Raw genomic sequence first — 24,919 nt, 5'->3', positions numbered from 1 at the left:
TTTTTTGTAAGGAGGAAAAAGTGTGAAGGCTTTAATTATTGATGATGAAGTGAATGTACGTGAAGTTATACGTTATCTAGGTCAATGGGAGAAATACGGCATAACTGATATTTTAGAAGCAAGTAATGGAGAAGAAGCAAAACATATTATTGAAGCTACAAAACCAGAAATTATTTTTACAGATATCAAGATGCCAAAAATGAGTGGAATAGAAATGATTGAATGGTTAGATAGCACCTCATATCCAGGTAAAGTAATCTTTGTGACTGGATATAACGATTATTCATTTATGAGACAAGCCATTAAACATCGTAGTTTCGATTATCTATTGAAGCCAATTGAAGAAGAACCCTTTAATCATACATTAGCAGAAGCTGTCCAAGCATGGGAAAACGAGCAAAATTCCCATAGTGGACAGGAAACAATTGATGAAGACTTCCAAAAGCTCCGTATTGAGCAGTTAGTAACAAATGCATGTATGGGAGAAGCATACAAATCAACAGACATTCTTCCCTATCTCCCTCTTTCTGATCAATATGAGATGGCTTTAATTTCTTTCTATCAAATGCATTATGCGGAGCCTTATATCAAAGCCTTATCAGATGAGCTGAAAGATCGAAAGCTAGGAAATGCCTTTTCCCTTCAAAGTGATCGAAACATTTGTGTTATCATCACAATACGCAATGAATGGTTAACAGTTGAAGAATGGATAAGTCAAAACTTTGATATTCCTGTTCGCTTTGTGAGCGGGAGATCATTATCGTCGTTATCTCATATCTTAGATGCTTTTCAGTTCTTACAAGAGGCATTAGACAATCACCAGTACCGTTCGATTCATAAGTTAGATGAGCTTCATGCTGCCCGTCGTATGAAAGACATTGTTTCATATGTAGACATGTACTATATGGAAGAATTAAGTTTAGAGAAGCTATCGAACCTGTTTTTCTTTAGCCGGGAGCATATTTCGCGGAAGTTCAAACAAGAAACAGGACTGCCGCTTTCTAAATATATGACAAAATTAAGAATCCAACGAGCAAAGCAGTGGCTAGAAGATACTGAAGAAACGATTTACTCCATTTCTTTACTTCTCGGTTATCAAGATGAAAAATACTTCTCTAAACTGTTTAAAAAAGTAGTCGGATTAACTCCCTTTGAATATAGAAAAGAGAAAAAACTAACAGTAATAAGTAGATAGTTAGACACCGATCGTTTTCAGGAGTGACAAAATGAAAAAAGAGCTATTAAATATATGTTTGATTGGAACGCTTAGCTTATCTTTATACGGGTGTCAACAAAAGGTCAAAAAAGAGACTCAAGAAGTGAAACAAGATAAGATTACTTTAAGTATTCGAAATCCTAAAGTAGAAATTGCGGCTCCGTTTGAAGAGATGGTGCAAGCTTATGAACAAGAGCATCCTCATATTAATATAGAAGTTCATACCGTTGGAGGCGCGATCGATGACTTATCTGATTTGAAGGCAGAATTAGCTGCTGGTGAAGGACCTGATATTTTTACAAATCAAGGCGGAAAAAGCGCTGAATTGTGGCATGATTATTTAGAAGATTTATCAGGAGAACCTTGGGTACCTCAAGCCTTACCAGAAACGTTATCGCCTATCAGATCGGGTGAAAAGGTATACGGTATGCCTATGAATTTAGAAGGGTACGGGTTTATCTACAATAAAGATTTATTTGAAAAAGCAGGTATTCAGCAGTTACCGACTACATTAAATGAATTAGAAACAACAGCGGAAAAACTCAAGAAGGCAGGCATCACCCCTTTTGCTTTAGGTTATTATGAAAAATGGCAGCTAGGCGATCATTTGATGAATATTGCGTTCCTTCAACAAAAAGATCCAAGTGCTTATATTACTCAATTAAATAAAGGGTCAAAAACGATTACGAACAACCAAAAATTCAAGGACCTTACCCACCTTTTAGATGTAACACTGAAATACGGAAACAGTGACCCGCTTGAAACAGATTACACTATGGAAATGAATCAATTCTCCAAAGGTGAAGCAGCCATTGTTCTACAAGGAAATTGGATTCAACCGTTAATTGATCAACGTTCCCCTAATCTGAATGTTGGTATTATGCCTATTCCTCTTAGTAATAATCACGGTGAACAATCATTAATTGTGAATACCCCAAATTACTGGGTCATTAATAAACAAACAACCCCGCAAAAAAAACAGGAGGCCAAAAAGTTTCTAGACTGGATGGTAACCTCTAAAGAAGGCCAAGGATTTATGACAAAGCAGTTTAGATTTATCCCTGCTTTTAAAAACATTCCATCAAATCAATCTGGCCCATTAGCTACTGAAACCCTTCGTTATTATAAAGAAGGCAGAACAGTATCGGCTAGCACGCTATATTTTCCTGTTGGAATCAGAGAACAATTCGGAGCTGCTACACAGCAATATATCGCAAAAAGATTAACCCAAACTCAGCTATTAAAAAGATATCAATATGCTTGGGAGAGTGCTCAAGGAGAGTAAGAGCTACCTTATTTTCCTTAAGCCTCTCTTTTTTATTTCCTCATATATCAATTCAAGACTAAATTTCAATCAATATCCTCCATATTCAGCAAGCAAGCACTCCCCTATAATTTAATTGTTAACACATGGACGGACAAGCAGAATGGTAATATTCCGTCCCCTACTACTACATAGGAGGAAGAATATGAACTTCAAGAGTTTGGCGAAAAAAGCAGGCGTAATCACCCTTAGTACCGCAATTTTAGCAGGAGGAAGCGGGGCAATTGCTCATGCAGCACCAAAAACTGCTCAAGATCATAACGAAGATTATGGATTTTCGCATATGACTCGACTTGACATGAAAAACATGATCAATCAGCATGGAAATTCAAACTTCACGGTGCCGCAGTTTGACGCATCTAAAATCAAAAACATTCCTGCAGCAACGAAAGTTGATGAAAATGGAAATAAAATTGAGATGGATGTTTGGGATACATGGCCACTACAAAATGCTGATGGTACAGTAGCTGAATACAAAGGGTACAACATTGTGTTTGGTTTAGCTGGAGATCCGAAAAATGCTAATGACACATTTATCTACATGTTCTATAAAAAAGTAGGTGACAATTCACTAGCTGCTTGGAAAAATGCTGGTCGCGTCTTTGATGATAGCGATAAATACAAAGCAAATGATGAAAACTTAAAAGATCAAGCTGAAGAATGGTCGGGTTCTGCAACATTTACTTCTGATGGAGAAATTCGCTTATTCTATACAAACAGAACAGGTTTTGATGAAAGCAAGAACCTTTTCGGTAAACAAACACTCACAACAGCACAAGTATATGTATCTGAAGAACAAAACGGCACACTTAACGTCGACGGTGTAGAAGATCACAAATCAATCTTTGACGGGGATGGATCGATTTACCAACAGGTTGAACAAGCTTTTAGCAAAGGTAATGTAGATTTTAAAGATAACCACACGCTTAGAGATCCTCACTATGTTGAAGACAATGGCCATAAATACCTTGTATTTGAAGCTAATACAGGAAAGGATACAGGCTATCAAGGAGAAGACTCTTTATACAACAGAGCTTACTATAGTAAGAGCAATGCCTTCTTCCAAGATGAAAAAAGTAAACTATTACAAAGTCCTAAAAAAGAATATGCTGAATTAGCAAACGGTGCGATTGGAATCATTGAAATTAATGACGATTATACGCTTAAAAAAGTTATGAAACCATTAATCACTTCGAATACAGTAACAGATGAAATTGAGCGTCCAAACATCTTCAAAAAAGATGGAAAATGGTACTTATTCACAAGCAGTCGTGGATCTAAAATGACGATTGACGGCATAGATGATCAAGACATCTATATGCTAGGATATGTTTCTAACTCTCTAACAGGCCCTTACAAACCAATGAACAAAACAGGAATTGTTCTACATCAAGACCTTGATCCGAACGATGTCACTTGGAACTATGCTCACTATGCAATTCCTCAAAAGAACAGCGACGATGTTGTTGTCACAAGCTATATGACAAACAGAGGATACTTTGCAGATCATAAATCAACATTCGCTCCAAGCTTCAAACTTTCTCTTGATGGAAAGAAATCTTCTGTGGTAAAAGATAGCATCCTTGAACAAGGACAAGTTACAGTTGATAAATAATAAAAAAGGAAAATACCAATGCTTATTGGTATTTTCTTTTTATTATCCTATACAACCTAGAATTAAAGCGTGGTGACTCTATATGACAAAAAGCATACCAAATACAAAATCAAAGAAATGGATATTTGTTTCTCTTGTTTGCCTTCTTCTTGCCATTGGTGGATTTCTAATCAAGCAATCAGAACCTAAGAAAGAGGATGAACATAAAGTGACAGATAAAAAAACGTATCGTGCTAACTATCATTTCACAAGCCCTGATAAATGGAAGAATGATCCTCAGAAGCCAATCTATCTAGATGGAAAATATCACTATTACTATCTTTATAATGGAGATTATCCTAATGGAAATGGAACAGAATGGCGTCATGCAACGTCTACTGATCTTGTTCATTGGAAAGACGAAGGGGTAGCAATACCTAAGTATACAAATAAAAACGGCGATCCATGGTCAGGTTCAGTTGTAGTAGATGCTCAGAATACGGCAGGGTTCGGTGAGAATAGCGTTATTGCCATTGTGACCCAACCCTCTGCGAGTGGTCAGCAAGAACAATTCCTATGGTACAGTAAAGATAAAGGAAAAACGTTCAAATCTTATAGTGATGAGCCCATTTTAAGAAATCCTGGTACAAAAGATTTCCGTGATCCAAAAATCATTTGGGATGACAGAGCAAATAAGTGGGTTATGCTTATGGCAGAAGGAACAAAGATTGGATTTTATGAATCTGATGATTTAAAAGATTGGAAGTATACAGGAGGCTTTGAAACAAAAAACATTGGACTTATAGAATGTCCTGATCTTTATATGATGCGTGCAGACGATGGATCAATCAAATGGATTCTTGGAGCGAGCGCAAATGGTAAAGAGACCGGAAAACCGAATACTTATGCTTATTGGACTGGTGAATACAATGGAAAAGAATTTGTGCCAGCTCAAGAAGAGCCCCAGTGGCTTGACCATGGATTTGATTGGTATGGCGGTGTCACTTTCGAAGATGGGCTAAATGACGACAAATTAGACCATCGCTATGCCCTAGCATGGATGAACAACTGGGACTATGCAGACAACACGCCTACTGTAAAAGAAGGATTCAATGGGATTGATTCTATCGTCCGTCGAATAGAGCTGAAAAAGCAAGGTGACGACAACTACTACTTAGCATCACAGCCTAACGAAAACTTGAATAAGTTAACTAAAACTACGGATCAATATGAAGAGATTAAAGTAGATGGATCAAAAAAGCTTGATACTGAAGGAGTGGCTTACAGACTAGAAGCAGATGTTTCATGGGAAGACCTTCACAATGTTGGATTACGCCTGCGCGAATCATCTGATGAAAAGCGACATATTGACGTTGGTATCTTTGCTGATGGAGCCTACTCTTATGTAAATCGAGGATTAACACACCAGCCAGATGAGAGTAATCAATATATCGAAAGCAAAGCTTCTTTTGATCTAAATAAGAAAAAAGTTCATTTGAAAATACTTGTTGATAAAACGACTGTTGAAGTATTTATAGATGATGGAAAAGTGGTTCACTCTAGTCAAGTATTCCCTCCTTTAGAGGATGACGGCATAACTCTCTTTTCTGAAGGCGGAACCGCTACTTTTAAAAATATAGAGATTAAACATTATCAATCTATATACAAATCGAATAAAAAATAAGTAAACGCAGGGCTAGATATTAAGTATGCCCTGTGTTCTTTTTTATCTAAAGAACGTGTTCATTATAAGAAGTATAATTCGCCACCTCTCTTCCAAAAATGAAGGAATCTTCTTAAAGTCTTTTAAATGAACTTAAACAGTTGTACAGTATCAATCCTATAAATACAGCAAATGAAGAAAAAAGGGACACAATAATATACATTACTCATAAATAAAAATGGAGCTGTTACCTTACTCTTTTGACAACGCATTTATAAATTTAAAAAGCCCAAAGGCATTTTCCTTTGGGCTTTCACTTTTTAAGTTTTGAACTCCATATATAACTAAAGCAAGTGGTAGCTTAAATGTTATTTCAGCACAGCAGTTTCATTTCTCTATTACCATAAAACTAAAGGGCCTAAGAAATATTACAAATCTACATTATCCTCTTTTCTCCCGAATCAGCCTTCTGTGCATCAAAACGTTTAAATTTTATAATCGAAACTCCAACTAATATAGCTAAAACAAGGAGACAGGCAATAATACTTGTCCGATTCTGTTCATTTAATACAAACATGATACAAATAATAATTAAGACTACTGCCGTAGATGCTGTTACATAAGGGAAGCCCCATAATTTGAAGCTTGGTTCTTTAGGATATGATTTACGAAGTTTTAGTTGTGATAAGCAAATACTAATCCATATTAATGATACGACAAAACCAGGAACCGCCATTAATATAGTAAATACCTGGTCCTGTGCAACATAAGTAATCAGAGAGCCAACGATTAATACAATTGCACTTAACATTAAGCTATATGACGGAACACCATTTTTAGATACATAAGAGAACGTCTTGGGGGCTTCCCCTCCCATTGCTAAAGAGTGGAGCATTCTTGTACAACCATATATGCCAGAGTTCGCAGCAGATAAGACAGCCGTGATTAAAATGAAATTCATAATATGAGCTGCTCCCTGCAAACCAGACATTGATAATACTTGGACAAATGGACTTGATTGGTCACTTATTTCGTTCCAAGGAATTAAACCACAAATTATGAGGATTGGCAGCGTATAAAACAAGACAATTCTCCAAATAAAACTTTTAATAACCTTAGGTAAAATACGTTCAGCATCTTTTGCTTCGGTTACAGTTAATCCGATTAATTCAGAGCCTCCGTATGAAAACATCACAATTAACAGTGCCGAGATGATTGACATTGATCCATTTGGGAAAAAGCCTCCATGCTCTGTAAAGTTTTGCAAGTAATTCGACTGGTTACTTGGCGTAATTCCAAAGAGAATACTTGCTCCCAGAACAATGAATATCATAATCATCGCAATCTTAATACCAGCAAACCAAAATTCGAACTCCCCGTAATTTTTAACATTCATCATATTAATCCCAATAATTAAGACTGCACAGCCCAGACTCAATACCCAAAGCGGAATATTAGGAAACCAATATTGAAAAAAGCTCCCTGCTACAATTACTTCAATAACGCATACAGAGAGCCACATAAAACAATACAACCAACCTGTTACAAAAGACACCCGCTTACCAAAGGCTAGACGAACAAACCCTTTCATATTAGTATCTGGATAAGCAATAGCCATCTCTGCTATAGCCCCCATAACAACTAGAAGCAAAATCCCTGCAAACATATAAGTAAAAATAACACCTGGTCCTGCTAACGTTACGGTTTCAGCACTCCCTTTAAAGATTCCAGTCCCTATTGCTCCTCCCATTGCCATTAAACTTATATGTCGTGGCAGTAATTTCTTTTGAAGTGGTGAATTGCTTGATCCCATCGCTTATTCCCCCTCGATTCTATTAAATGAATCCCTTTCACTGTGCATTGAGAATATCTTTTTAAATGAATGATAGTTCTTTTCTTTCCAAGCATGAAGTAATGATTTGTCTTTTTAGTCAAATTTGTTAAAGTCTATTTCCCTAGTGGCTCCAGACAATATGAGATTGCAATGAATACTTGACTATTTGCTGGGTACTTTGTTTTCAATCATTCGCTACTTTAAAAAATCTAGTTTTTAAACACATATTAATATTGGCCTTCTTACTCTCCAACGTTCTCGTTCCTTTTACACATCACCTAATAACAGGGGGAGGACCCCCTGTTATCTGAATCTGTATGATCTTTAAGCTAATTCAATTGGCCATAACTTTGGGTTTTCAATCAGATATTTGAAGCGATTTGTAAAAGCTACAGCTGTAGCTCCATCCGCTACTCGATGATCAAACGCCATTGACATTGTCATCATTGAACGAATGACAATCTCATCGTTCTCATTTACAACAGGCATTTTTTTCGTCTTATGAAATGCAATTAATCCAGTTTCCGGATGATTAATGATTGGAGTTGCGCCAATACTTCCTAGAGGACCAACATTACTAACTGTAAATGTTCCTCCCCTCATATCATCCATTGTAAGCTTGCCTTCTTGTGCCTTTCTCGTTAACTCCTTCAGTTTTTCGTGAATTTGACTAACAGACAATCTATCAGCGTGGTGAATAACAGGTACAATTAGGCCTTCTTCTGTATCTGTGGCAATTCCAATATTATACTCTTTTTCTAAATAAATCACTTCATTTTCTTCGTCCAGCTTGGCATTAAAAACCGGAAATTTCTTTAATGCTACAGCAATAGCTTTAATAAAGAAAGCAGCTACGGAAATATTCATATTCATTTCCTTTAAATCATTTCGGTACGCAAGCAGTTCGGTTAAATCCGCCTCCTCAAACTGTGTAACATGAGGAATTGTATAAAGAGATTTTGTCATTTTTTTAGCAATTTGCTTCCGACGTCCCCTAAATGGCATTGTTTCTTTTACTTCCTTCTGTGTTCCTTGGTCTTTAATGTGGTGTTTTAATTCAACATCTTCTTCACTCACTTTAGAAGATGTTTCTTGTCTTTCTTCTAAAGAAGACCCTTCATCACGTTCTTTTACAAAGTTATGCACATCTTCTACTGTGATACGCCCTGATTTTCCTGTCCCTGTAACTTCATTAATATCTACACCAAATTTACGTGCCACTTTTCTTGTATAAGGTGCTGCAATGATAAACCTTCTTTCAGTCTCTTGCATAACAGGAACTGTTTGATTTAATGTTGTTGGTAACTCCTCTACTTTTTCAGAAGAAGGCTCTGATAATAGCTTCTCTCCTTTTGATTCTGCAGCCTTTCCTTCTTCTGTTTCTAATACAAGAAGTGTTGTACCAACTTCCACCGTATCTCCAGTGTCAATAATAATGCTCTTAACTTTCCCTGAGGCTGGAGAAGGAAGCTCTGCAACCATTTTATCTGTTTGAACTTCTAAAAGAGATTGGTCTACTGTCACCGTGTCCCCTGCCTTAACAAAATAATGAATAATTTCCCCTTCTGTCATTCCCTCACCAATATCATGAAGTTTTACTTCAACCACTGTTCATCCCTCCTAAAAATGCATCACTTTTTCAATTGCCTTAAATACTCGTTGAGGAGTTGGAAGATAATGCTCTTCCAATGCAAAGAACGGTACTGGTACATCAAACCCTGTTACACGTTCAATTGGTGATTTCATGTATAAAAAGGAAGTATCATTAATAATTGAAACAATATCGTTGCCCAAGCCGCCTGTTTCATGTGCTTCATGTACAATAACAGCACGGCCTGTTCTTTGAATTGATTCTGCTATGATATCCTTATCAATAGGATATAAAGTGCGCAAATCAATAACATCACACTTTATCCCTTGTTTTTCAGCCTGCTGGGCAGCGTTCATTGCAACAGGTACCATCGCTCCCCAAGTAATAAGAGTGACATCATTTCCATCTTTGAGCTTTCTTCCTTTTCCAATCTTAACGGTGTATTTTCCCTCTGGCACTTCTCCACGTGTAGAACGGTAAATTCTCATTGACTCTAGGAATAAAACAGGATCCGGATCTTCAATTGCTGCGATAAGCAATCCTTTTGCATCATAAGGAGAAGATGGACATACAACCTTGATACCAGGCATATGGGTGAATAAAGCTTCTACACTGTCTGAGTGAACTTCTGGAGCACGGATACCTGCCCCATATGGAGCACGAATAACCATTGGAACTGTATAATGGCCCATCGTTCGCATGCGAATACGTGATACATGGGTCATAATTTGCTCATATGCAGGATAAATAAACCCAAGAAACTGCATTTCTGCTACTGGTTTAAATCCATTGATAGCCATACCAATAGATGTACCAATAATTCCTGCTTCACTAAGCGGTGTATCAATAACCCTTCCTTCTCCAAATTGTTTCTGTAAGCCATCTGTAGCACGGAATACTCCTCCGTTTTTACCGATATCTTCTCCAAGCAAAAGAACTTTTTCATCCTCTTTTAGCATAGTAGACAAACCATCGGTTATAGCTTGAACAAGAGTTAACTGTTGGGTTTTTGCACCATGGACTTCTGCTAGTTTCTCTCTACTGATAGCCATCAATCTTCCCTCCCGTTTAATTGAAAATATTGTTCTTTTTGTTTTGTAATGGGCCATACTGGCTTTTCAAATACATAATCAAACAAATCATTTACATTCGGTTTTGGAAAGGCTTCCATTTCTTTGATTGCCTGCTCTACTTCATTTGTAACTTCTCCCATAATTTTCGCTACCCATTCTTCGTCCCACAAGTTGTTTTTCTTCATATAACGCTCCACACGAAGAAGAGGATCTTGAATCTCACGGATCCTATCACTATCTGATTGATTGCGATATTTAGTTGGATCATCTGCGGTTGTATGAGCCCCGTATCGCCATGTTATCGCTTCTATTAAAGTAGGCCCTCCTCCATTACGAGCCCGATCAAGTCCTTCCATTGTTTGAAAATAAACGGCAAAAACATCATTTCCATCAACTCGAATGCTTGGCATATCATAGGCAATTGCTTTTTGAGCAATTGTTTTAGAATTCATCTGTTTTTCAATTGGTACAGATATAGCAAAGCCATTATTTTGATTAAAAAAGATTACAGGAGCTTGAAATACGCTGGCAAAATTTAAACCTTCATGAAAGTCTCCTTCTGAAGTTGCTCCATCGCCAAAATAAGCAATCGCTGCATTTTTCGTCCCTTTTTTTTGTTCCGCCATCGCAGCGCCTGCCGCATGGGGAAGTTGAGTAGCAATCGGAACAGCAGGAGGAAATATCTTTTTTCCCGCTTCAGGCACACAGCCCTCAACACGACCATTCCAATATAAATACGTACGAGCCATATTGGCACCAAATGTCAGCGTAGCACCATGATCTCGATATGTAGGGAACACCCAATCATCTTTTTCAAGAGCCAAGGCACTTCCTACTTGAGAAGCTTCCTGACCTTCGAATGGAGCATATGTTCCAAGCCTACCTTGTCGCTGTAAACTAATAGCCTTTCGATCAAATGTACGAATTCGAACCATGTTATAGTAGAATTTCTTTACAAGGTCCTCTGTCATTCTCTCTTTATACTTTTCATCTGTTAACTGACCTTCTTCATTAATAATTTGGAATATTGGAAATTCTAATTTCATATCATCACCTCATTTATAAAAGTTTTTATTACTTGCGAATAGACCATTTAGGACGCTTTGTATGAGTGAAAAAGCTATTTTGCTTTCTACGTTCGTCTATACGCTTTTCACAAAAACGATTAGCTGCTTCGATAGTCGTGATATTATCCAGCTCAGCTTCCTTATAAATTTCTAATAATGATGTATAAATAGATTTTGTTTTCGTTAATACCCGCTCTTTATTATAGGTGTACAGTTCATCTGCTACTTGAATTAAGCCACCAGCGTTTACAATATAATCAGGAGCATATAAAATTCCTTTTTGTTTTAGCAATTTCCCATGACTTTCTAAAAGAAGCTGATTGTTGGCAGACCCAACAACTGCTTTTACTTTTAATTTTTCAATTGTTTCATCATTAATAACTCCCCCGAACGCGCAAGGAATAAAAATATCAGCAGCTACCGAATACACTTCATCTCCGCTTACAAAGCGGGCAATGCTTCCCACTTGCTTTGCACGTTCTTGAATCGCTTTTACTGCTTCTTGGTTGATGTCACTTACATATAAATCAGCACCTGCTTCAAGCAGTTGCTCCGCTACTTTGTAACCGACTTTCCCTAGGCCCTGAATGATATATGTTTTACCAGAAAGATCAGTTGTATTAAAAACCGCTTTATTTGTTGCTTTTAAACCATAAATAACTCCAAGAGCTGTTGGAATAGAGGAATCACCGCCTCCTCCATATGCTTCAGGAATACCAACAATGCAATTTGTCTCTTTTGAAGCATGGATGAAGTCATCTGTTGAAGTTCCCATATCTGTACCTGTATAAAAACGGCCATTTAAAGAATCGACGAACTGACCGAAAGATCTAAACATATTTGGTGTTTTATCCTTTGCTGGATCACCAATAATTACAGCTTTTCCCCCACCAAAGTCTACATCAGCAGCTGCACACTTATATGTCATGCCTTTAGATAAACGAAGCACATCTTCCAAAGCCTCATCCACAGTACGATAGGGGTGCATACGGCAACCGCCCAATGCTGGACCAAGTGTTGTATTATGGATAGCAATAATAGCTTTTAGATTTGTTTCTGGATCGTTACAAAAAATGATTTGTTCATGTTCATGTGTTCTTTCTAAAATAGTTTCCGTAGTTTGGACAGATTGCTTCATTGCATTCATCACTATACCTCCATTATGGCAACAATTATAATAGAAAACGCTTTCAAAAAAGATGAAATTTACACTTTTCAATTTCTAGGATGCAGTTTCTTTTCGAGCTCCCTTTTAGGAAGAATAACTTGTTTGACTTCTCCTACCCCAATTACTTCCTCTTCATTTCGCACCTCCACTTTAGTGGTAATGATGTTACTTTGAATGTTCTTTATAGTAGCCACAGCAGTTATAAGAGAACCTTCGGCTGTAGGGGCAATATGCTTCACAGATACAGCTCCACCAACGCCTTCTTCCTCTTCTTCTAAATAGGGTAAAATAATTTTTCTAGATGCCCATTCCATATGATAAACCATGGAAACCGTTGAATAAGCTGGGTGAACAACTTGCCCCTCAAACTGAGCAAACATCTCCTTTGTTACTCTATCAGTTACAATAGCAGTTTCTCCTACTTCTAATCCTTTTTTCATTCCTTCCCTCCTTCTTATCAAACCGAACAGTAGCTTATTTAAGAAAAAAGATTTTAACAGAGTGTCTTCAATAAATTCATAAAGTGGCTATTACCTAATCTTGATTGGTAAAATTGAACTTTCGCCAAGGCAATTACTATAAAACTATATTTATATCATTAAGGATAAGGTATAATTAAAGCAAATTATATAACAAAAAGAATATTTTTTTGATCACATGTGTTATATTCTGTACGAATTTTTGGTCATTTAACTTCAATTTAAAAGGGGAGTATATAGTGGATCAATTAGACATTCGCCTTCTTGAAATTCTTCAACTTGATGGTCGTATTACAATCAGTGAATTATCCAAAAGTTTATCTCTAAGTCGTCCTAGTATTTCTGAAAGATTAAAGCGCTTACAAGAAAAAGGCATTATCGAGGGATTTAGTGCACGCGTGGCTACTTCTGCAATTGGAAGGGATATCCTCGTATTTATCCAGCTAAGTGACCTACGAATAAAATCCTATTCAGAATTTGAGAAATGGATTTTAGAAAATCCTAATATTATTGAATGCCATCGATTAACTGGTTCTGTTAACTATTTACTGAAAGCTGCTGTTTCAAGTATGAAGCATTTAAGTCAGCTTATAGATTCCCTGCTTCCGTTTGGTCATGCTAATACATCTATTGTCCTTTCATCACCTATTCCTTTTAAATGCATTGTTCCTGATATAGCTCATCAAGAATAAGAGTTCTTAAAAGTATCGGAAAGAAAATCTAAAAATTCTTCCGTACTTCAGAAAAAATAACAAGTTAGGGCATCTTCCCTTAACAATTTTCAATTGTAAAAAAGCAAAATAAGATAGTGATACTTCCATACTTAAAGCCCAGTTTTAGTTCTAAAATGCCAATAGTAATAACTTAGAAAATGCACCAAATCATAATGATTTGGTGCATTTTCTCTACAATAATTCAGAATTTCTTATATCATCATATTGCGATACATTCTTCATTTAAAACGATTATGGTAAATAAATAACTCTTCTTACTCAGTTATTATCAAAAGCCGTAATGCGTTACTCCCCCATCTACAAATAAATTCTGTCCTGTTATGTAGCCTGCTCCATCTGAACAAAACATAATAACAGGTGTAATCAATTCTTCAAGATTTCCTAATCTCTTCATAGGGGTACGATTTTCTATTATTATTCTAAAGTCCTTATTATCTAAAGCTTCTTCATTCAAGGACGTTTTAAAGAACCACGGACTTATTGCATTTACTGTTATCCCGTCCTTAGCCCATTCATTTGCTAACTGACGTGTTAGTTGAACAACTCCAGCTTTACTTGGTCCATATGGAGTTCCAGATGATAATGTTAAAGAAGAAGCAACAGAAGCTATATTAATAATTCGGCCCCATTTCTGTTCCACCATATGCTTTCCAATAACTTTTGAGAGCAAGAAAACAGATTTAAAGTTCACATCTATTACAGTGTCCCATTCTTCTTCTAACAGCTCGAAGCTCGTCTTTCTCACGCTTGTTCCAGCATTATTAATTAAAATATCAATTTTATGAAATTGCTGAAGAGCAAAATCAACAGCTTCTTGGATAGAGGAACTGTTCGTTACATCGCACACAATCGGTAAAGTTTTTCTTCCTGTCTTTTCAGCAATAGCATCAGCAGCCTCCCCAATCTCACCTTCCGTTCTTGCTAAAAGGATAACATCAGCTCCAGCGCTTGCTAATCCTTCAGCTATTGTTCTTCCTATTCCTCTTCCCGCCCCTGTAACAAATGCGACTTTACCTGTTAAGTCAAAATTTGCTTTCAATGTGTTACTCCCTCCAATATTCTGCGTTTATTATGTTCCCTTTATGAGCTCCGTTAAAGACCTCTTACATAATATTTACCCTTTAAATTCTTTCATGCTAACGTTTATCCTTTTCTTTTTACTTGAGCCAGTTATAAAATAAAGACAAAAAAACTAAGCAAGGAAATAGTGCATTGCTTAGCCTTTTGTCTTTGTATCTGTCTATATCAACTAACTTATACTCAACTCATGAAGTTCCTCAATATTTGGCAAGGCAGCTATTGCTCCTATTTTCGTACAAACATGAGCCCCCACTTTATTGGCAAAAGAAATAATTTCATACAGTTGTTCAAAATTCATATGGACATCTTCAAGATTTTCCTTACCTGCTAGTTTATATAATGTTGCTCCAACAAAGGCATCTCCTGCTCCTGTAGAATCAACAGCAACGATTGGAACGCTTTTAATAAGCTCTGCCCTCTTCCCATTAGATAGAAGCGTCCCCTTTTTACCTAGAGTAACGGCAACAATTTTAGCACCAAGGCCATGAAGAACATTAATACCTGCTAGATTATCTATAGTGTCTGTAATAAGGTGTAATTCCTCTTCGCTTACTTTAACAAAGTCACTTGAAGAGATAGCTACTTTTGCAAGATCTACAAACTCATCTATTCTCCCTCTCCACAAATCCATACGAGAATTTGGATCAAACGAGGTGAATATTCCATCCTCATTAGCTTTTTTCATAAGTGTTAAATATGTCTCTTGAAAAGGATTTTCTAATAATGCTGTTGCAGATCCAAAGTGTAGAATCTTAGCACTATCTATTTTATCTTGATTAATATCATCTATTGTGAGCAACGCATCTGCTCCTCTATGGAACATGAAATCTCGCTCTCCATCGTTTGTTAAAGATACAAATGCTAGAGTTGTTATTGCTTCCTTGTCCATCACAAGCATTGAAGTATCTACATTGAGATTCTCTAATGTTTGTTTTAAAAAGTAGCCAAAAGAGTCATCCCCTACCTTTCCACTAAATAAGGCATCTCCACCTAGCTTAGCAATGGCAGCAGAGACATTAGCAGGGGCACCCCCAGCATTTTTTAAAAACTGTTTTCCTCTTGTTAAATCAACATCAACATCTGTACAAAAGAAATCAATTAATAGCTCTCCAATACAAACAACTGATGCTTTTTTCTTTACGGTGTTTTGCATTTTATCACTCTCATTTTATTTTTTGACTTTAAAAAGGCATAACATATGTTTCTTCTTATTTATAGGAAGGTCTTTGATTTAACTCTTCTATCATCTTTTTATACTTCTTCTCATTTAAAGGATAGAAACAAATAATAATAATGGACAGTAAGATAAATACTCCTGGCACTAATGCATTCATATTTTTAATAGCATCTAAAGAATTAATGGTTTGTTCTGTATTTGCTACATATCCGTTCCTTCCTAAATAAAGCGCTGCAAACGATCCAGCTAAGGCAACCCCTAGTTTATTTGTAAAACTCATACTAGAGATTACTACCCCATCTGCTCTTACTCCTGTTTTCCATTCTGCATAATCTACGCAGTCTGCAACCATCCCCCAAGCAAGTGTATTCAGAGGGGTTGTAAAAAAGCCTGAAGCAAAGAGTAAAATAAAGATTAAGGTGAGAGACGAATATGATGTAAACTGCAATCCAGCATAAGTAAACAACGATAGTGCTGCTGTTACGATCATAACTTTCTTTCTTCCCCATCGATCAGAGAAGTACGGAATAAATAAATTACTAATTAAAGCTGCTCCGAAAAATAATAGTGTTCCCATAAATACTAAATCTTTACGATCAACATTATACGTAAAGTAGTACACCATTGTACTTAACTTAATATTAAATCCAATTGCAAAGGCTAAAAAGGACGAAGCTAGAATAAGTAATGGTTTATTTTTAAATAATACTGATAACATTTTCTTAATACTGTGTTTCTTACTTTTTTTCGGTGCAACTCTCTCGCGGACCGTAGAGAAACTCATAAGATTTAGAACAATACTTACTGCTGCATAAATGATAGCTGTTAATTGAAATCCAACGGCTTGATTCTCTCCTCCTAAGGCGTTCGCAAGTGGCGTTGCACATGAGATAGACAGAAGGATTCCAATATAAACAAGAATCATACGCGTTGTTGTTAATATTGTTCTTTCTTGGATGTTATTTGTGATGCGCCCTGTTAAACTGTTAACAGGGATTGTTTGCATACTAAATGTCATCCCTAATAGGATATACGTAATATAAGCATAGGCTATGTTTCCATTTGCTCCAAAGTTCGGTGTTGTAAAACATAGTACAGTGAATAACCCAAAAGGAATGGAAACCCATAATAAATATGGTCTTGCTTTTCCCCATCTTGTATTTGTTTTATCTAAAATGACACCCATTATTGGATCAAAGATAGCATCTAGTACACGCACAACAATAAATAATGTTGCAATAACCCCTGGTGAGATTCCACCAATATCTGTGTAATAAAAAAGTAGATACGCATTCACAAATTGAAAGATAATATTGTAGGACATATCCCCAAGTCCATACCCAAATCGTTCTACCCATGATAAGCGAGAATTTGAATAAGACAGCTTCTTATTCGAATTTTCTTCTATTGCGGTTCGTTCTCTCTCTATCATAACTACACCCCTAGAATCCGTTTTCATTGTTATGTGTTGTGATGCAGATTAAAAGATATTAATCTGCACGTCTATTTCTCTTTTCTATTTATTGATTTGGATACACAACAATTTTTAAACATTCATTTTTATGGTTGAGTGCTCGTTCCATAGCTTCCATCGTATCCTCTAGTCTATATCGATCAGTAACTAATTTTTTAGCATCAACTACCCCTGAAGAGAGAAAATTAATTCCTTTTGGATATGTGTTGGCATAACGAAAGATACCATAAATATCAACTTCGTTATCTGCAATAAATGGAATATTAAGAGGAATTTCATTTTGAGCAGGCAGCCCTACAATTGCAAGTCTTCCACCACGTCGTAAGGAAGAAAGAGCAGATTGAAGAGCAGCTGGGTTTCCCGCTGTTTCCCACGCAACGTCTACGCCCTTGCCACGTGTAATCTTGCTAATCTCATCCATAGGGTCTTGTTCTGCAACATTAATTGTATGTGTTGCTCCCATTTCTTTTGCCGCTTCAAGTCGTAATGGTTCTAAGTCTGTTACGATAATTTGACTTGCCCCAACTGCTTTAGCTGCCGCAACAGCCATCAAACCAACTGGTCCCATTCCCATAATAGCTACTATCTCGCCTGCTTGAAGCTTTGTTCTTGCTGCTGCATGAATTCCTACTGAAAAAGGTTCAATTAAAGCTGCTTCTTCATATGAAAGGGTATCTGGAATTTGAAAAACAAAGTCCTGTCTCATTTTTATATATTGAACAAATGCCCCATCAACAGGAGGAGTTGCTAAAAACTCTACATCTGGACAAAGATTATATCTTCCTTCCTTACAGGCTTCACATGTCCCGCAAGTAACACCAGGTTCAACTGCAACACGATCCCCAACTTTCACCCTATTAACATTAGCTCCAATAGCGGCCACTTCTCCTGCGCATTCATGGCCAAGAATAATTGGTTTTTCTACTTTATAGTGACCAATTCGTCCATCTGTATAGTAATGTAAATCAGAACCACAAATTCCAACAGCCATTACTTTAACTAAAACCTCATCATCCTTTAGTTGTGGCACTGGTAAAGTTTCAATCCGAATATCTCTTATACTATGCATAACCGCTGCTTTCATTGTTGTAGGTACATTGTTAGTCATCATCATTTTCCTTTCTAATAAAAGAGTTAAGAATGTGGATCCCTTTTCTATATAACACTCTTCATTTCTCAAGTTGACTATCATACTCCCTAGAATTATGATGTAAGTGCATACATTTTGGAATCTGTATTATACAATTTCATTGTATATATCTATCTAGTTGTACAGTAGCTTTTTACACTGTATAAAAGTACAGCCACACTGTACTTTTCATCTTATAACCAAGACAGGAGTGGGCGATATGGCTGAACTTGAACGGCATGAGGAGTTTGCCGCCTTGCTATCAAAGGGTGTTAAGTCATTAAAGCATCACCCTAATTACAAAATAAAAAGAAACAGAAGTGAGAGCGCCTCTCTAGGTCAATCTTATTTAGATAAGATTGCATATCAAATAGGTGTTTCTTCTAACACCATTAAGAGTTGGATGGGGCAAATGGGTTTGAAATATATTCCCGGACGGATAGATGATGGAAAACTTTTTGGAATCTTGTGGACTATTATTAAGGAAGAGTATATGAACAAAGAATGGTTCACAAATGTATTAGCAACAACTTCAATTCCTACTATTACACCACCAATTCCGATTTGGGTAGCTTCTTGTTTTAGGAAGGCAAAGATATTGAGAAATGATTCTTCATTTGGTCCACCAAATGAAGGAGAAATCAACGAGGTTATTTCTAAACTATTTGATTCCCATCCCTCTCATCCAACGTCTGAGATAAAGGAAGAACCGTTAATGCATAACTTGCCTACCCGAGGATCAGGACAATTTATTGGTCGTCACCAGGAACTAGAAGTTATTAGACAATGGATTCATTCCCCTTCCCCCGTTTGTCTTATTGCCGGATGGGCAGGCATGGGTAAAACTACAATAGCCCTTGAAGCCGCATATTTATGTATTGAACAGATAAACAGAAACCAGGAATGGCCTGTATTTAAACATATTATTTGGATTAATGGCGATTGGAAAGGATTAAGTTTTAATGACTTCTTAGATACGATTGCCTACCAACTAGGACGTGCAGAGCAAATTGACAAATCTATTGCAGAAAAACGCCTTGTTGTCCGGAATGTCTTGGCCATTTATTCTCAACAACAGCCTCTACTTCTTATTGTAGACAGTATCGACACAGCTGAAAGTGAGATTTATGAATTTGTCATGGGCCTTCCTCAAGGAGTGAAGGTCATTTTAACCGCTCGTGAAAATTTAAATCAAAAATATAAAGCAGGCTTTTTAGAAATAAATACGATTCAACTAAAAGGGTTTGAGGAAGGGGAAGCATCGGATTTTTTCTCTTATGAAATAAGTCGACATCTCCAAACTTACCCTTCCTCAACCAAAAAAACAAAGATAGAGCAATTATTAAATATTCCTTTAAATGTTCAAAAGGAGCTTATTTTAGCTACTGCCGGCAATCCTAAAGCACTATCACTTAGCATTGCTTATATTCTAGATAATAATATCCCTGTTGAACAGCTTATCCAAAAAATAAGAAATGCCGGTTACTCTCTTGTTGAGCTATTTGACTTTTTATTTGGCAGTACATGGGACAAGTGTAATGAAGATACTCAACGGCTTTGGCAAGTGCTCTGTTTCTTTCATAGCCCCCCTGACGAGAAAAGTTGGGCTACAGCCGCTGGATTGGACTCTCGAAAATTTCATTATGCTGTTGAGAGGTTGCGAACTCATGCTCTTGTACAACAGAATTATATTGGGGATAAACCACATTATTTAGCACATCAAACAGTAGTAACTTATGGTAAACAACATTTAGATGCTGATGAGGATTTTGAGAAAAACTCAAGAAAGCGTTGGAGTCAGTATTATATTCAATATTTAGATACTCATTTAAAGCGCGAACAACCACAATTCATATATTGGAGTTACTTACTTGGTCGGGATTTAGAGGAACTTAAACAAGAATGGCCCAATATTTTAAAAGCCTTAGAATGGGCAAGTAAACATGCTGAGAAAGAATTAGTAATGAATTTAATACTCCGTCTCAGTCATTTTCTAAGTCGCGTTAATCTACCGCTAAGAATTCAGTATGGATTAGAGGCTGCTGATTACGCTCATCAAATGAATGATAAGATTTCTGAGGCTTTGATTCGAATTGATATTATTGGATGGGCGCTTATGGAAGTAAATAAATTAGAAGAAGCATATAGCCAAATAGAAGAAGGACTCCTCATATTAAAAGCAACAGATGAGATCCATCAAGAAGCGCACGATCTTAAGATTTGGGGACTTGCCTTAAAAGCAAAGTTTTTTTTAAAAACGGACCGGATAAAAGAAGCAAAGAACATATTAAAGAAGATATGTAGTGTCCCTGTTATACCTGTCATCAAACATCGTGTTTTATTAATGCAAGGAGATTTTTGTTTACTGACTAAAAATTATAAAGAAGCTATTCATTTTTATGAATTAGCAAATGAAAAGAGCATGTTATACGGAGGCGAAAAAACGATTGAAGCATACTTCAACCTAGGATTAGCCTATATGCATTGCGATTTCTATGAAAAGGCAGAAAAAATGTTCAATAACCTTCTTTATAATCAAAATAAACCAAATCAAATTGAGCTTATCTACTGCTATTATGGCAAAGCTCAAATACTTGCTCGAAAAAGAAAGTACAAGGAAGCATATGATTTAAATGAAAAGGTCATTAATTTAATTCACTCATGGGAACCAATTATTAATATCCGCCAGGAAGTAGAAGAATTTCATAAATCAATGAATGAGAACTTACTAAAAAATACAAATATAAGGGATGGCATCTAGCCATCCCTTATATTTGTATATTAAACATTCTTTATTGGATTGATTCCCAGCGCGCAACCTCTGCCTTCACTTTCGGGGCCACTTTTGTCCCTAGAAGCTCAATGGCTCTCATAACATCTTCATGTGGCATTGTCCCAACCGGAACATGAAGCATAAAGCGTTCTATCCCAACCTCCTTACGCAGATGAATAATTTTCTCCGCTACTGTATCTGCATCCCCTACGTAAAGAGCTCCTTCAAAGCTTCGGGCCGCATCGAAGCTTGAGCGGTTATAAGGTCCCCAGCCACGTTCTTTTCCAAGCTTGTTCATCGCATATTGTGTAGGAGGAAAAAACTTATCAGTAGCTGTTTCTGTATCATCTGCAATAAACCCATGAGAATGGGAAGCCACTTTTAATTTGGATGAGTCATGACCTGCATGTTCTGCTGCTTTTTTGTATAGCTCCACAAGCGGAGCAAAATGAAGCGGGCTGCCCCCGATAATCGCCAACACAAGTGGAAGTCCGAGAAGCCCTGCCCTTATAACAGACTCTTGGTTTCCTCCACTTCCAATCCAAATTGGTAACGGTTTTTGGACAGGCCTTGGGTAGACACCTAAATTCTCAATAGCTGGTCTATGCTTTCCGCTCCATGTAATCTTCTCAGACGTTTGTAGCTTTAAAAGCAAATCTAGCTTTTCATCAAACAGTTCTTCATAATCTCTTAAATCATAACCAAAGAGCGGAAATGACTCAATAAAAGACCCTCTTCCTGCCATAATCTCAGCACGCCCATTTGAAATGCCATCAAGCGTTGCAAAGTCTTGAAAAACGCGAACAGGATCTACTGAGGAAAGAACAGTAACAGCACTTGTTAAGCGAATATTATTGGTCTGTGAAGCCGCTGCTGCCAATATAACAGCAGGAGAAGAAGAAGCATAGTCTTCACGATGATGCTCTCCTACCCCAAATACGTCTAACCCAACTTGATCTGCCAGAACAATTTCCTCTACTACTTCTCGAATCCGTTGTGCATGACTAATTACTTCTCCTGTTTTTACATCTGGAGTTGTTTCTACAAAGGTACTAATTCCTATCTCCATTTATCTTATCCTCCTTCAGAATTACGGCCTTTATGATTGATATTTAAAAGGAAAGTCTTCTATCCCTTCATGCAAGGCTTTTTCCCATTGCGAAAATTGTGTGATCGGCACGTTCCCCCAGAACTGTAGTCCAGACATTTCAAATGAAACACTAATAAAGTATTGATCCCCTTTCTCTTCGCAACCATACCAATGAGGGAAATCAACGTAATCTCTTAAATAACATGGCAAGCTCTTATATATCTTCCCTAGCATTTCATATGTCTCTTTATTAAATTGGTATTCATCTACCATATATACTCGTTCAAATTCTAATATATCGTCTATAACTTTGTAGCAATTATTGTAATAATGTTCATCTTCTATAATTTTGCTCATCACCGTTCTTCTCCTTATGTTATTTAGCCTTTATATTATCTTGTCCATAAGCTCCAACAACTGAATTTACAGACCTTACAAGTAGCAATAGCTTATATGTATTGGAAAGAGTATTTATAGTTTCTGTACTTGTCCTAAATAAAAGTAAAATGTATTTTGCCTTTCTACTTTTGTGCATTCTAATTAACACTATAATCTCAATAATAATGCCTTAGGTGTCAATAAAAAAGAAATATACTCACGATAACTTGTAGTTAGAGAAACAGCGGCTAGTTTTTAATACCATTGCATATATTGTTAAAAAAGAGAAATTTATTTAAATAAACAAAAAAACCCTTCCTCAGAGATCCGAGAAAGGGTTTTGCAAAACGTAAAATTAACGTTTTGAGAACTGAGGTGCATGACGATCGCCTTTAAGACTATATTTTTACGTTCTTTTATTTATATATTAAATATAAGGAAGTAGTTTTCTTAACCTATAACTAAGTACATATTGCTCTATACCTTAATTAGCTGTGCAAACTTCCCCTCAGCCAAGGACGAGGGCGATAGGGACCAATGGGGATTTGGATTAGACTGGTCTTTCCTTGTTGATCTATTTTATAGAGTTCATCACTCAAATTCGCGTCAAATCCAAGAAGCGGGTGCCCTCCCATCCCGAGAGCTTGCGCAGCCAAAAGCAATCGTTGCACGAGCATGCCTGCTTCCATCTGTTGGATTCGATAGCCCCTGTATCCTAGTTCTGTTTTATAGAATTCCTTGTCACCAACCACATGCAGGCAAAGTGGTACCTGGAGCAAATTCACATTATCCAGAGACATTCCAGTCTGTAAATGGAGTCGATAGTCTCCTGGGCATATTTCTCTTAACAAGTGTTCTGTGCTGTCATAATAGTACGCCCCATTTGTAATACCTTCAACATTATATAAACAGCTATAAATTGTTACACGAGAGTCGTTACTCCTATATGCTTCATCCAAATCATTCCGGTATGAAAAAGAACCCGTTGCTTCTAGAAGAAGGGTAGCCAATTGTTGTTGACTCACCCTCCCCAAAACGAAATCCATGTCGGGAGAAAACCGATTTCTGCAGGCCTCAGCCAAATCATATGACAAGGGCTCTATATGAGGCAATGCCACCGCGGAATCCATACGTTCCGCAGCTCCCCTCTCCCCGATCACTCGAAATGACCATGTGGAATCCAGCTTAGAAGCTGCGTTCATCGCAGTTATCATCGGATACTCTTTGACATTAAGTGATCGCTCGAGATATTCTGGTTGAATCGCTGGCAGCTCTTGTCTCAATTCCTTCGATATAACATTTTCGCATAGATTCCTTCCGTTAGTAGACCAGATGGTGACTTCCACCGATAATGGGATTACACTATATACGCTCTCCTTCTGTTCGGATAGTCCAAGCAGATGATTGATTGCGGTATCAAGAAATTGAAAGTACACCCCTGAGGCAAAGCCAAACCGTTTCGCTACCTCCATTAACTGTCCAATCAGCACACCAGCATCCAATCCTTGGAGTCGGTATGCAAAATTGTTGTATTTAAAAAAATTTTTCCAGAACATGGTTGACACAAAGACAGTACCAAAACACGAGGAGATGTCACACCGATTTCCTAGTGCCTTGGCTAAATAGGAATCGAAATTCCCTTCCCGCAACAATACCAGGCTATGGTGTGCTACATCATAATAGTAGACTCCATCAGGGAGTCCCTCTACCTTCAAATACACGTACAATTCGTTAGGGTATAACGCCCCACCAGAAGGAGCAAACCGTCGATACGACTGCAAAGGGTAGGAATCTTGCTCTGGGGAATCCATTGGAAAGACTGATTGGCTCAATTGAGTAAAACCGAATACATACCAGAGAAAATGACCAACTCTATTAAGGTCCAGTCTTGCGGGAGGTTCTCCTCCAGTAAGCGTCAGCGGTACTTCCGTGGACAATGGAACAACCGGTAATCCACGGTAGAGTTTATATGCAAGCGGTGCATCCTCCCAATCCGCTTCCCAGTTCGGCTGATTTGCCTTATCAATATCAAAATGCAGATTGTGCAGAAATTCTTCCAGACTCATCCTATACCT

19 protein-coding genes are annotated in these 24,919 nt (G+C 37.2%); 6 read left to right on the top strand and 13 right to left on the bottom strand.

What is annotated here, in order from left to right; genetic code table 11:
• Positions 1-22: 22 nt before the first annotated feature.
• The 4 genes from B9N79_RS22470 (at position 23) to B9N79_RS22455 (ending at position 5,818) form a co-directional block, all read left to right on the top strand.
• Positions 23-1,195 carry a response regulator gene (locus tag B9N79_RS22470; RefSeq protein ID WP_040056330.1) on the top strand — a complete coding sequence of 391 codons (1,173 nt, stop codon included), beginning with the start codon at positions 23-25 and terminating at the stop codon, positions 1,193-1,195.
• Between the two features lie 31 nt (positions 1,196-1,226).
• Positions 1,227-2,501: an ABC transporter substrate-binding protein gene (locus B9N79_RS22465; RefSeq protein ID WP_040056331.1), complete on the top strand. Its 1,275-nt coding sequence runs from the start codon at positions 1,227-1,229 to the stop codon at positions 2,499-2,501.
• Between the two features lie 184 nt (positions 2,502-2,685).
• Positions 2,686-4,155 (top strand): glycoside hydrolase family 68 protein, encoded by a 1,470-nt coding sequence (locus B9N79_RS22460; protein ID WP_085118989.1) that lies wholly within the window; start codon positions 2,686-2,688, stop codon positions 4,153-4,155.
• Positions 4,156-4,237: 82 nt separating this feature from the next.
• Entirely contained in the window at positions 4,238-5,818 is a 1,581-nt protein-coding gene (locus B9N79_RS22455) for a glycoside hydrolase family 32 protein (RefSeq protein WP_040056333.1), read from the top strand.
• A 415-nt stretch (positions 5,819-6,233) separates the two neighbouring features.
• On the opposite strand, the gene B9N79_RS22450 is transcribed toward B9N79_RS22455, so the two are convergent.
• From B9N79_RS22450 to B9N79_RS22425, 6 genes are all read right to left on the bottom strand, one after another.
• Positions 6,234-7,610 (bottom strand): amino acid permease, encoded by a 1,377-nt coding sequence (locus B9N79_RS22450; protein ID WP_019394017.1) that lies wholly within the window; start codon positions 7,608-7,610, stop codon positions 6,234-6,236.
• A gap of 345 nt (positions 7,611-7,955) precedes the next feature.
• The gene (locus B9N79_RS22445) at positions 7,956-9,239 is read right to left on the bottom strand and encodes a dihydrolipoamide acetyltransferase family protein (RefSeq protein ID WP_085118987.1); all 1,284 of its coding nucleotides are present in this window, start codon (positions 9,237-9,239) and stop codon (positions 7,956-7,958) included.
• Positions 9,240-9,251: 12 nt separating this feature from the next.
• Positions 9,252-10,274: an alpha-ketoacid dehydrogenase subunit beta gene (locus tag B9N79_RS22440; RefSeq protein ID WP_019394019.1), complete on the bottom strand. Its 1,023-nt coding sequence runs from the start codon at positions 10,272-10,274 to the stop codon at positions 9,252-9,254.
• On the bottom strand, positions 10,274-11,341 hold the full coding sequence (pdhA, locus tag B9N79_RS22435; RefSeq protein WP_040056334.1) for a pyruvate dehydrogenase (acetyl-transferring) E1 component subunit alpha: 1,068 nt from the start codon (positions 11,339-11,341) through the stop codon (positions 10,274-10,276). Before pdhA ends, B9N79_RS22440 begins: the two co-directional genes overlap by 1 nt.
• A 28-nt stretch (positions 11,342-11,369) precedes the next feature.
• A complete protein-coding gene (locus B9N79_RS22430) occupies positions 11,370-12,509 on the bottom strand; it encodes a Leu/Phe/Val dehydrogenase (RefSeq protein WP_046218156.1) in 1,140 nt (379 codons plus the stop codon).
• Positions 12,510-12,577: 68 nt separating this feature from the next.
• Positions 12,578-12,970, bottom strand: coding sequence for a thioesterase family protein (locus tag B9N79_RS22425; RefSeq protein WP_019394022.1), 393 nt, complete (start codon positions 12,968-12,970; stop codon positions 12,578-12,580).
• 278 nt (positions 12,971-13,248) lie between these two features.
• Between B9N79_RS22425 and B9N79_RS22420 the strand changes: the two genes are divergently transcribed.
• Complete coding sequence (locus B9N79_RS22420; protein WP_019394023.1) at positions 13,249-13,701, top strand: Lrp/AsnC family transcriptional regulator; 453 nt, start codon at positions 13,249-13,251, stop codon at positions 13,699-13,701.
• Between the two features lie 310 nt (positions 13,702-14,011).
• Here the strand turns inward: B9N79_RS22420 and B9N79_RS22415 are convergent, their stop codons facing one another.
• The 4 genes from B9N79_RS22415 to B9N79_RS22400 form a co-directional block, all read right to left on the bottom strand.
• On the bottom strand, positions 14,012-14,782 hold the full coding sequence (locus tag B9N79_RS22415) for an SDR family NAD(P)-dependent oxidoreductase (RefSeq protein ID WP_046218155.1): 771 nt from the start codon (positions 14,780-14,782) through the stop codon (positions 14,012-14,014).
• A 210-nt stretch (positions 14,783-14,992) separates the two neighbouring features.
• Positions 14,993-15,976 (bottom strand): carbohydrate kinase family protein, encoded by a 984-nt coding sequence (locus tag B9N79_RS22410; protein ID WP_046218154.1) that lies wholly within the window; start codon positions 15,974-15,976, stop codon positions 14,993-14,995.
• A gap of 55 nt (positions 15,977-16,031) precedes the next feature.
• Complete coding sequence (locus B9N79_RS22405) at positions 16,032-17,432, bottom strand: glycoside-pentoside-hexuronide (GPH):cation symporter (protein ID WP_040056338.1); 1,401 nt, start codon at positions 17,430-17,432, stop codon at positions 16,032-16,034.
• Positions 17,433-17,520: 88 nt separating this feature from the next.
• Entirely contained in the window at positions 17,521-18,582 is a 1,062-nt protein-coding gene (locus B9N79_RS22400) for an NAD(P)-dependent alcohol dehydrogenase (protein ID WP_048896666.1), read from the bottom strand.
• A 241-nt stretch (positions 18,583-18,823) separates the two neighbouring features.
• On the opposite strand from B9N79_RS22400, the gene B9N79_RS22395 reads away from it, so the two are divergent.
• A complete protein-coding gene (locus tag B9N79_RS22395; RefSeq protein ID WP_046218151.1) occupies positions 18,824-21,364 on the top strand; it encodes an NACHT domain-containing protein in 2,541 nt (846 codons plus the stop codon).
• Positions 21,365-21,395: 31 nt separating this feature from the next.
• On the opposite strand, the gene B9N79_RS22390 is transcribed toward B9N79_RS22395, so the two are convergent.
• The 3 genes from B9N79_RS22390 to B9N79_RS22380 form a co-directional block, all read right to left on the bottom strand.
• The gene (locus tag B9N79_RS22390) at positions 21,396-22,445 is read right to left on the bottom strand and encodes an LLM class flavin-dependent oxidoreductase (protein ID WP_046218150.1); all 1,050 of its coding nucleotides are present in this window, start codon (positions 22,443-22,445) and stop codon (positions 21,396-21,398) included.
• A gap of 30 nt (positions 22,446-22,475) precedes the next feature.
• Positions 22,476-22,823, bottom strand: coding sequence for a hypothetical protein (locus B9N79_RS22385; protein WP_197064160.1), 348 nt, complete (start codon positions 22,821-22,823; stop codon positions 22,476-22,478).
• Between the two features lie 509 nt (positions 22,824-23,332).
• Positions 23,333-24,910, bottom strand: coding sequence for a SagB family peptide dehydrogenase (locus tag B9N79_RS22380; protein WP_040056342.1), 1,578 nt, complete (start codon positions 24,908-24,910; stop codon positions 23,333-23,335).
• Between the last annotated feature and the right edge of the window lie 9 nt (positions 24,911-24,919).

Source organism: Priestia filamentosa (assembly GCF_900177535.1).
Taxonomy (GTDB): domain Bacteria; phylum Bacillota; class Bacilli; order Bacillales; family Bacillaceae_H; genus Bacillus_I; species Bacillus_I filamentosa.
The sequence above is the reverse complement of the archived record's forward strand: the minus strand, read 5'-3'. Positions and strand labels throughout refer to the sequence as shown.

Excerpts from the sequence above, each read along its gene's own strand:
- B9N79_RS22465 (WP_040056331.1), top strand. The coding sequence starts at position 1,227 with ATGAAAAAAGAGCTATTAAATATATGTTTGATTGGAACGCTTAGCTTA.
- B9N79_RS22460 (WP_085118989.1), top strand. The coding sequence starts at position 2,686 with ATGAACTTCAAGAGTTTGGCGAAAAAAGCAGGCGTAATCACCCTTAGT.
- B9N79_RS22455 (WP_040056333.1), top strand. The coding sequence starts at position 4,238 with ATGACAAAAAGCATACCAAATACAAAATCAAAGAAATGGATATTTGTT.
- B9N79_RS22450 (WP_019394017.1), bottom strand. The coding sequence starts at position 7,610 with ATGGGATCAAGCAATTCACCACTTCAAAAGAAATTACTGCCACGACAT.
- B9N79_RS22440 (WP_019394019.1), bottom strand. The coding sequence starts at position 10,274 with ATGGCTATCAGTAGAGAGAAACTAGCAGAAGTCCATGGTGCAAAAACC.
- pdhA (WP_040056334.1), bottom strand. The coding sequence starts at position 11,341 with ATGAAATTAGAATTTCCAATATTCCAAATTATTAATGAAGAAGGTCAG.
- B9N79_RS22430 (WP_046218156.1), bottom strand. The coding sequence starts at position 12,509 with ATGAATGCAATGAAGCAATCTGTCCAAACTACGGAAACTATTTTAGAA.
- B9N79_RS22425 (WP_019394022.1), bottom strand. The coding sequence starts at position 12,970 with ATGAAAAAAGGATTAGAAGTAGGAGAAACTGCTATTGTAACTGATAGA.
- B9N79_RS22410 (WP_046218154.1), bottom strand. The coding sequence starts at position 15,976 with ATGCAAAACACCGTAAAGAAAAAAGCATCAGTTGTTTGTATTGGAGAG.
- B9N79_RS22405 (WP_040056338.1), bottom strand. The coding sequence starts at position 17,432 with ATGATAGAGAGAGAACGAACCGCAATAGAAGAAAATTCGAATAAGAAG.
- B9N79_RS22400 (WP_048896666.1), bottom strand. The coding sequence starts at position 18,582 with ATGACTAACAATGTACCTACAACAATGAAAGCAGCGGTTATGCATAGT.
- B9N79_RS22395 (WP_046218151.1), top strand. The coding sequence starts at position 18,824 with ATGGCTGAACTTGAACGGCATGAGGAGTTTGCCGCCTTGCTATCAAAG.
- B9N79_RS22390 (WP_046218150.1), bottom strand. The coding sequence starts at position 22,445 with ATGGAGATAGGAATTAGTACCTTTGTAGAAACAACTCCAGATGTAAAA.
- B9N79_RS22385 (WP_197064160.1), bottom strand. The coding sequence starts at position 22,823 with ATGAGCAAAATTATAGAAGATGAACATTATTACAATAATTGCTACAAA.
- B9N79_RS22380 (WP_040056342.1), bottom strand. The coding sequence starts at position 24,910 with ATGAGTCTGGAAGAATTTCTGCACAATCTGCATTTTGATATTGATAAG.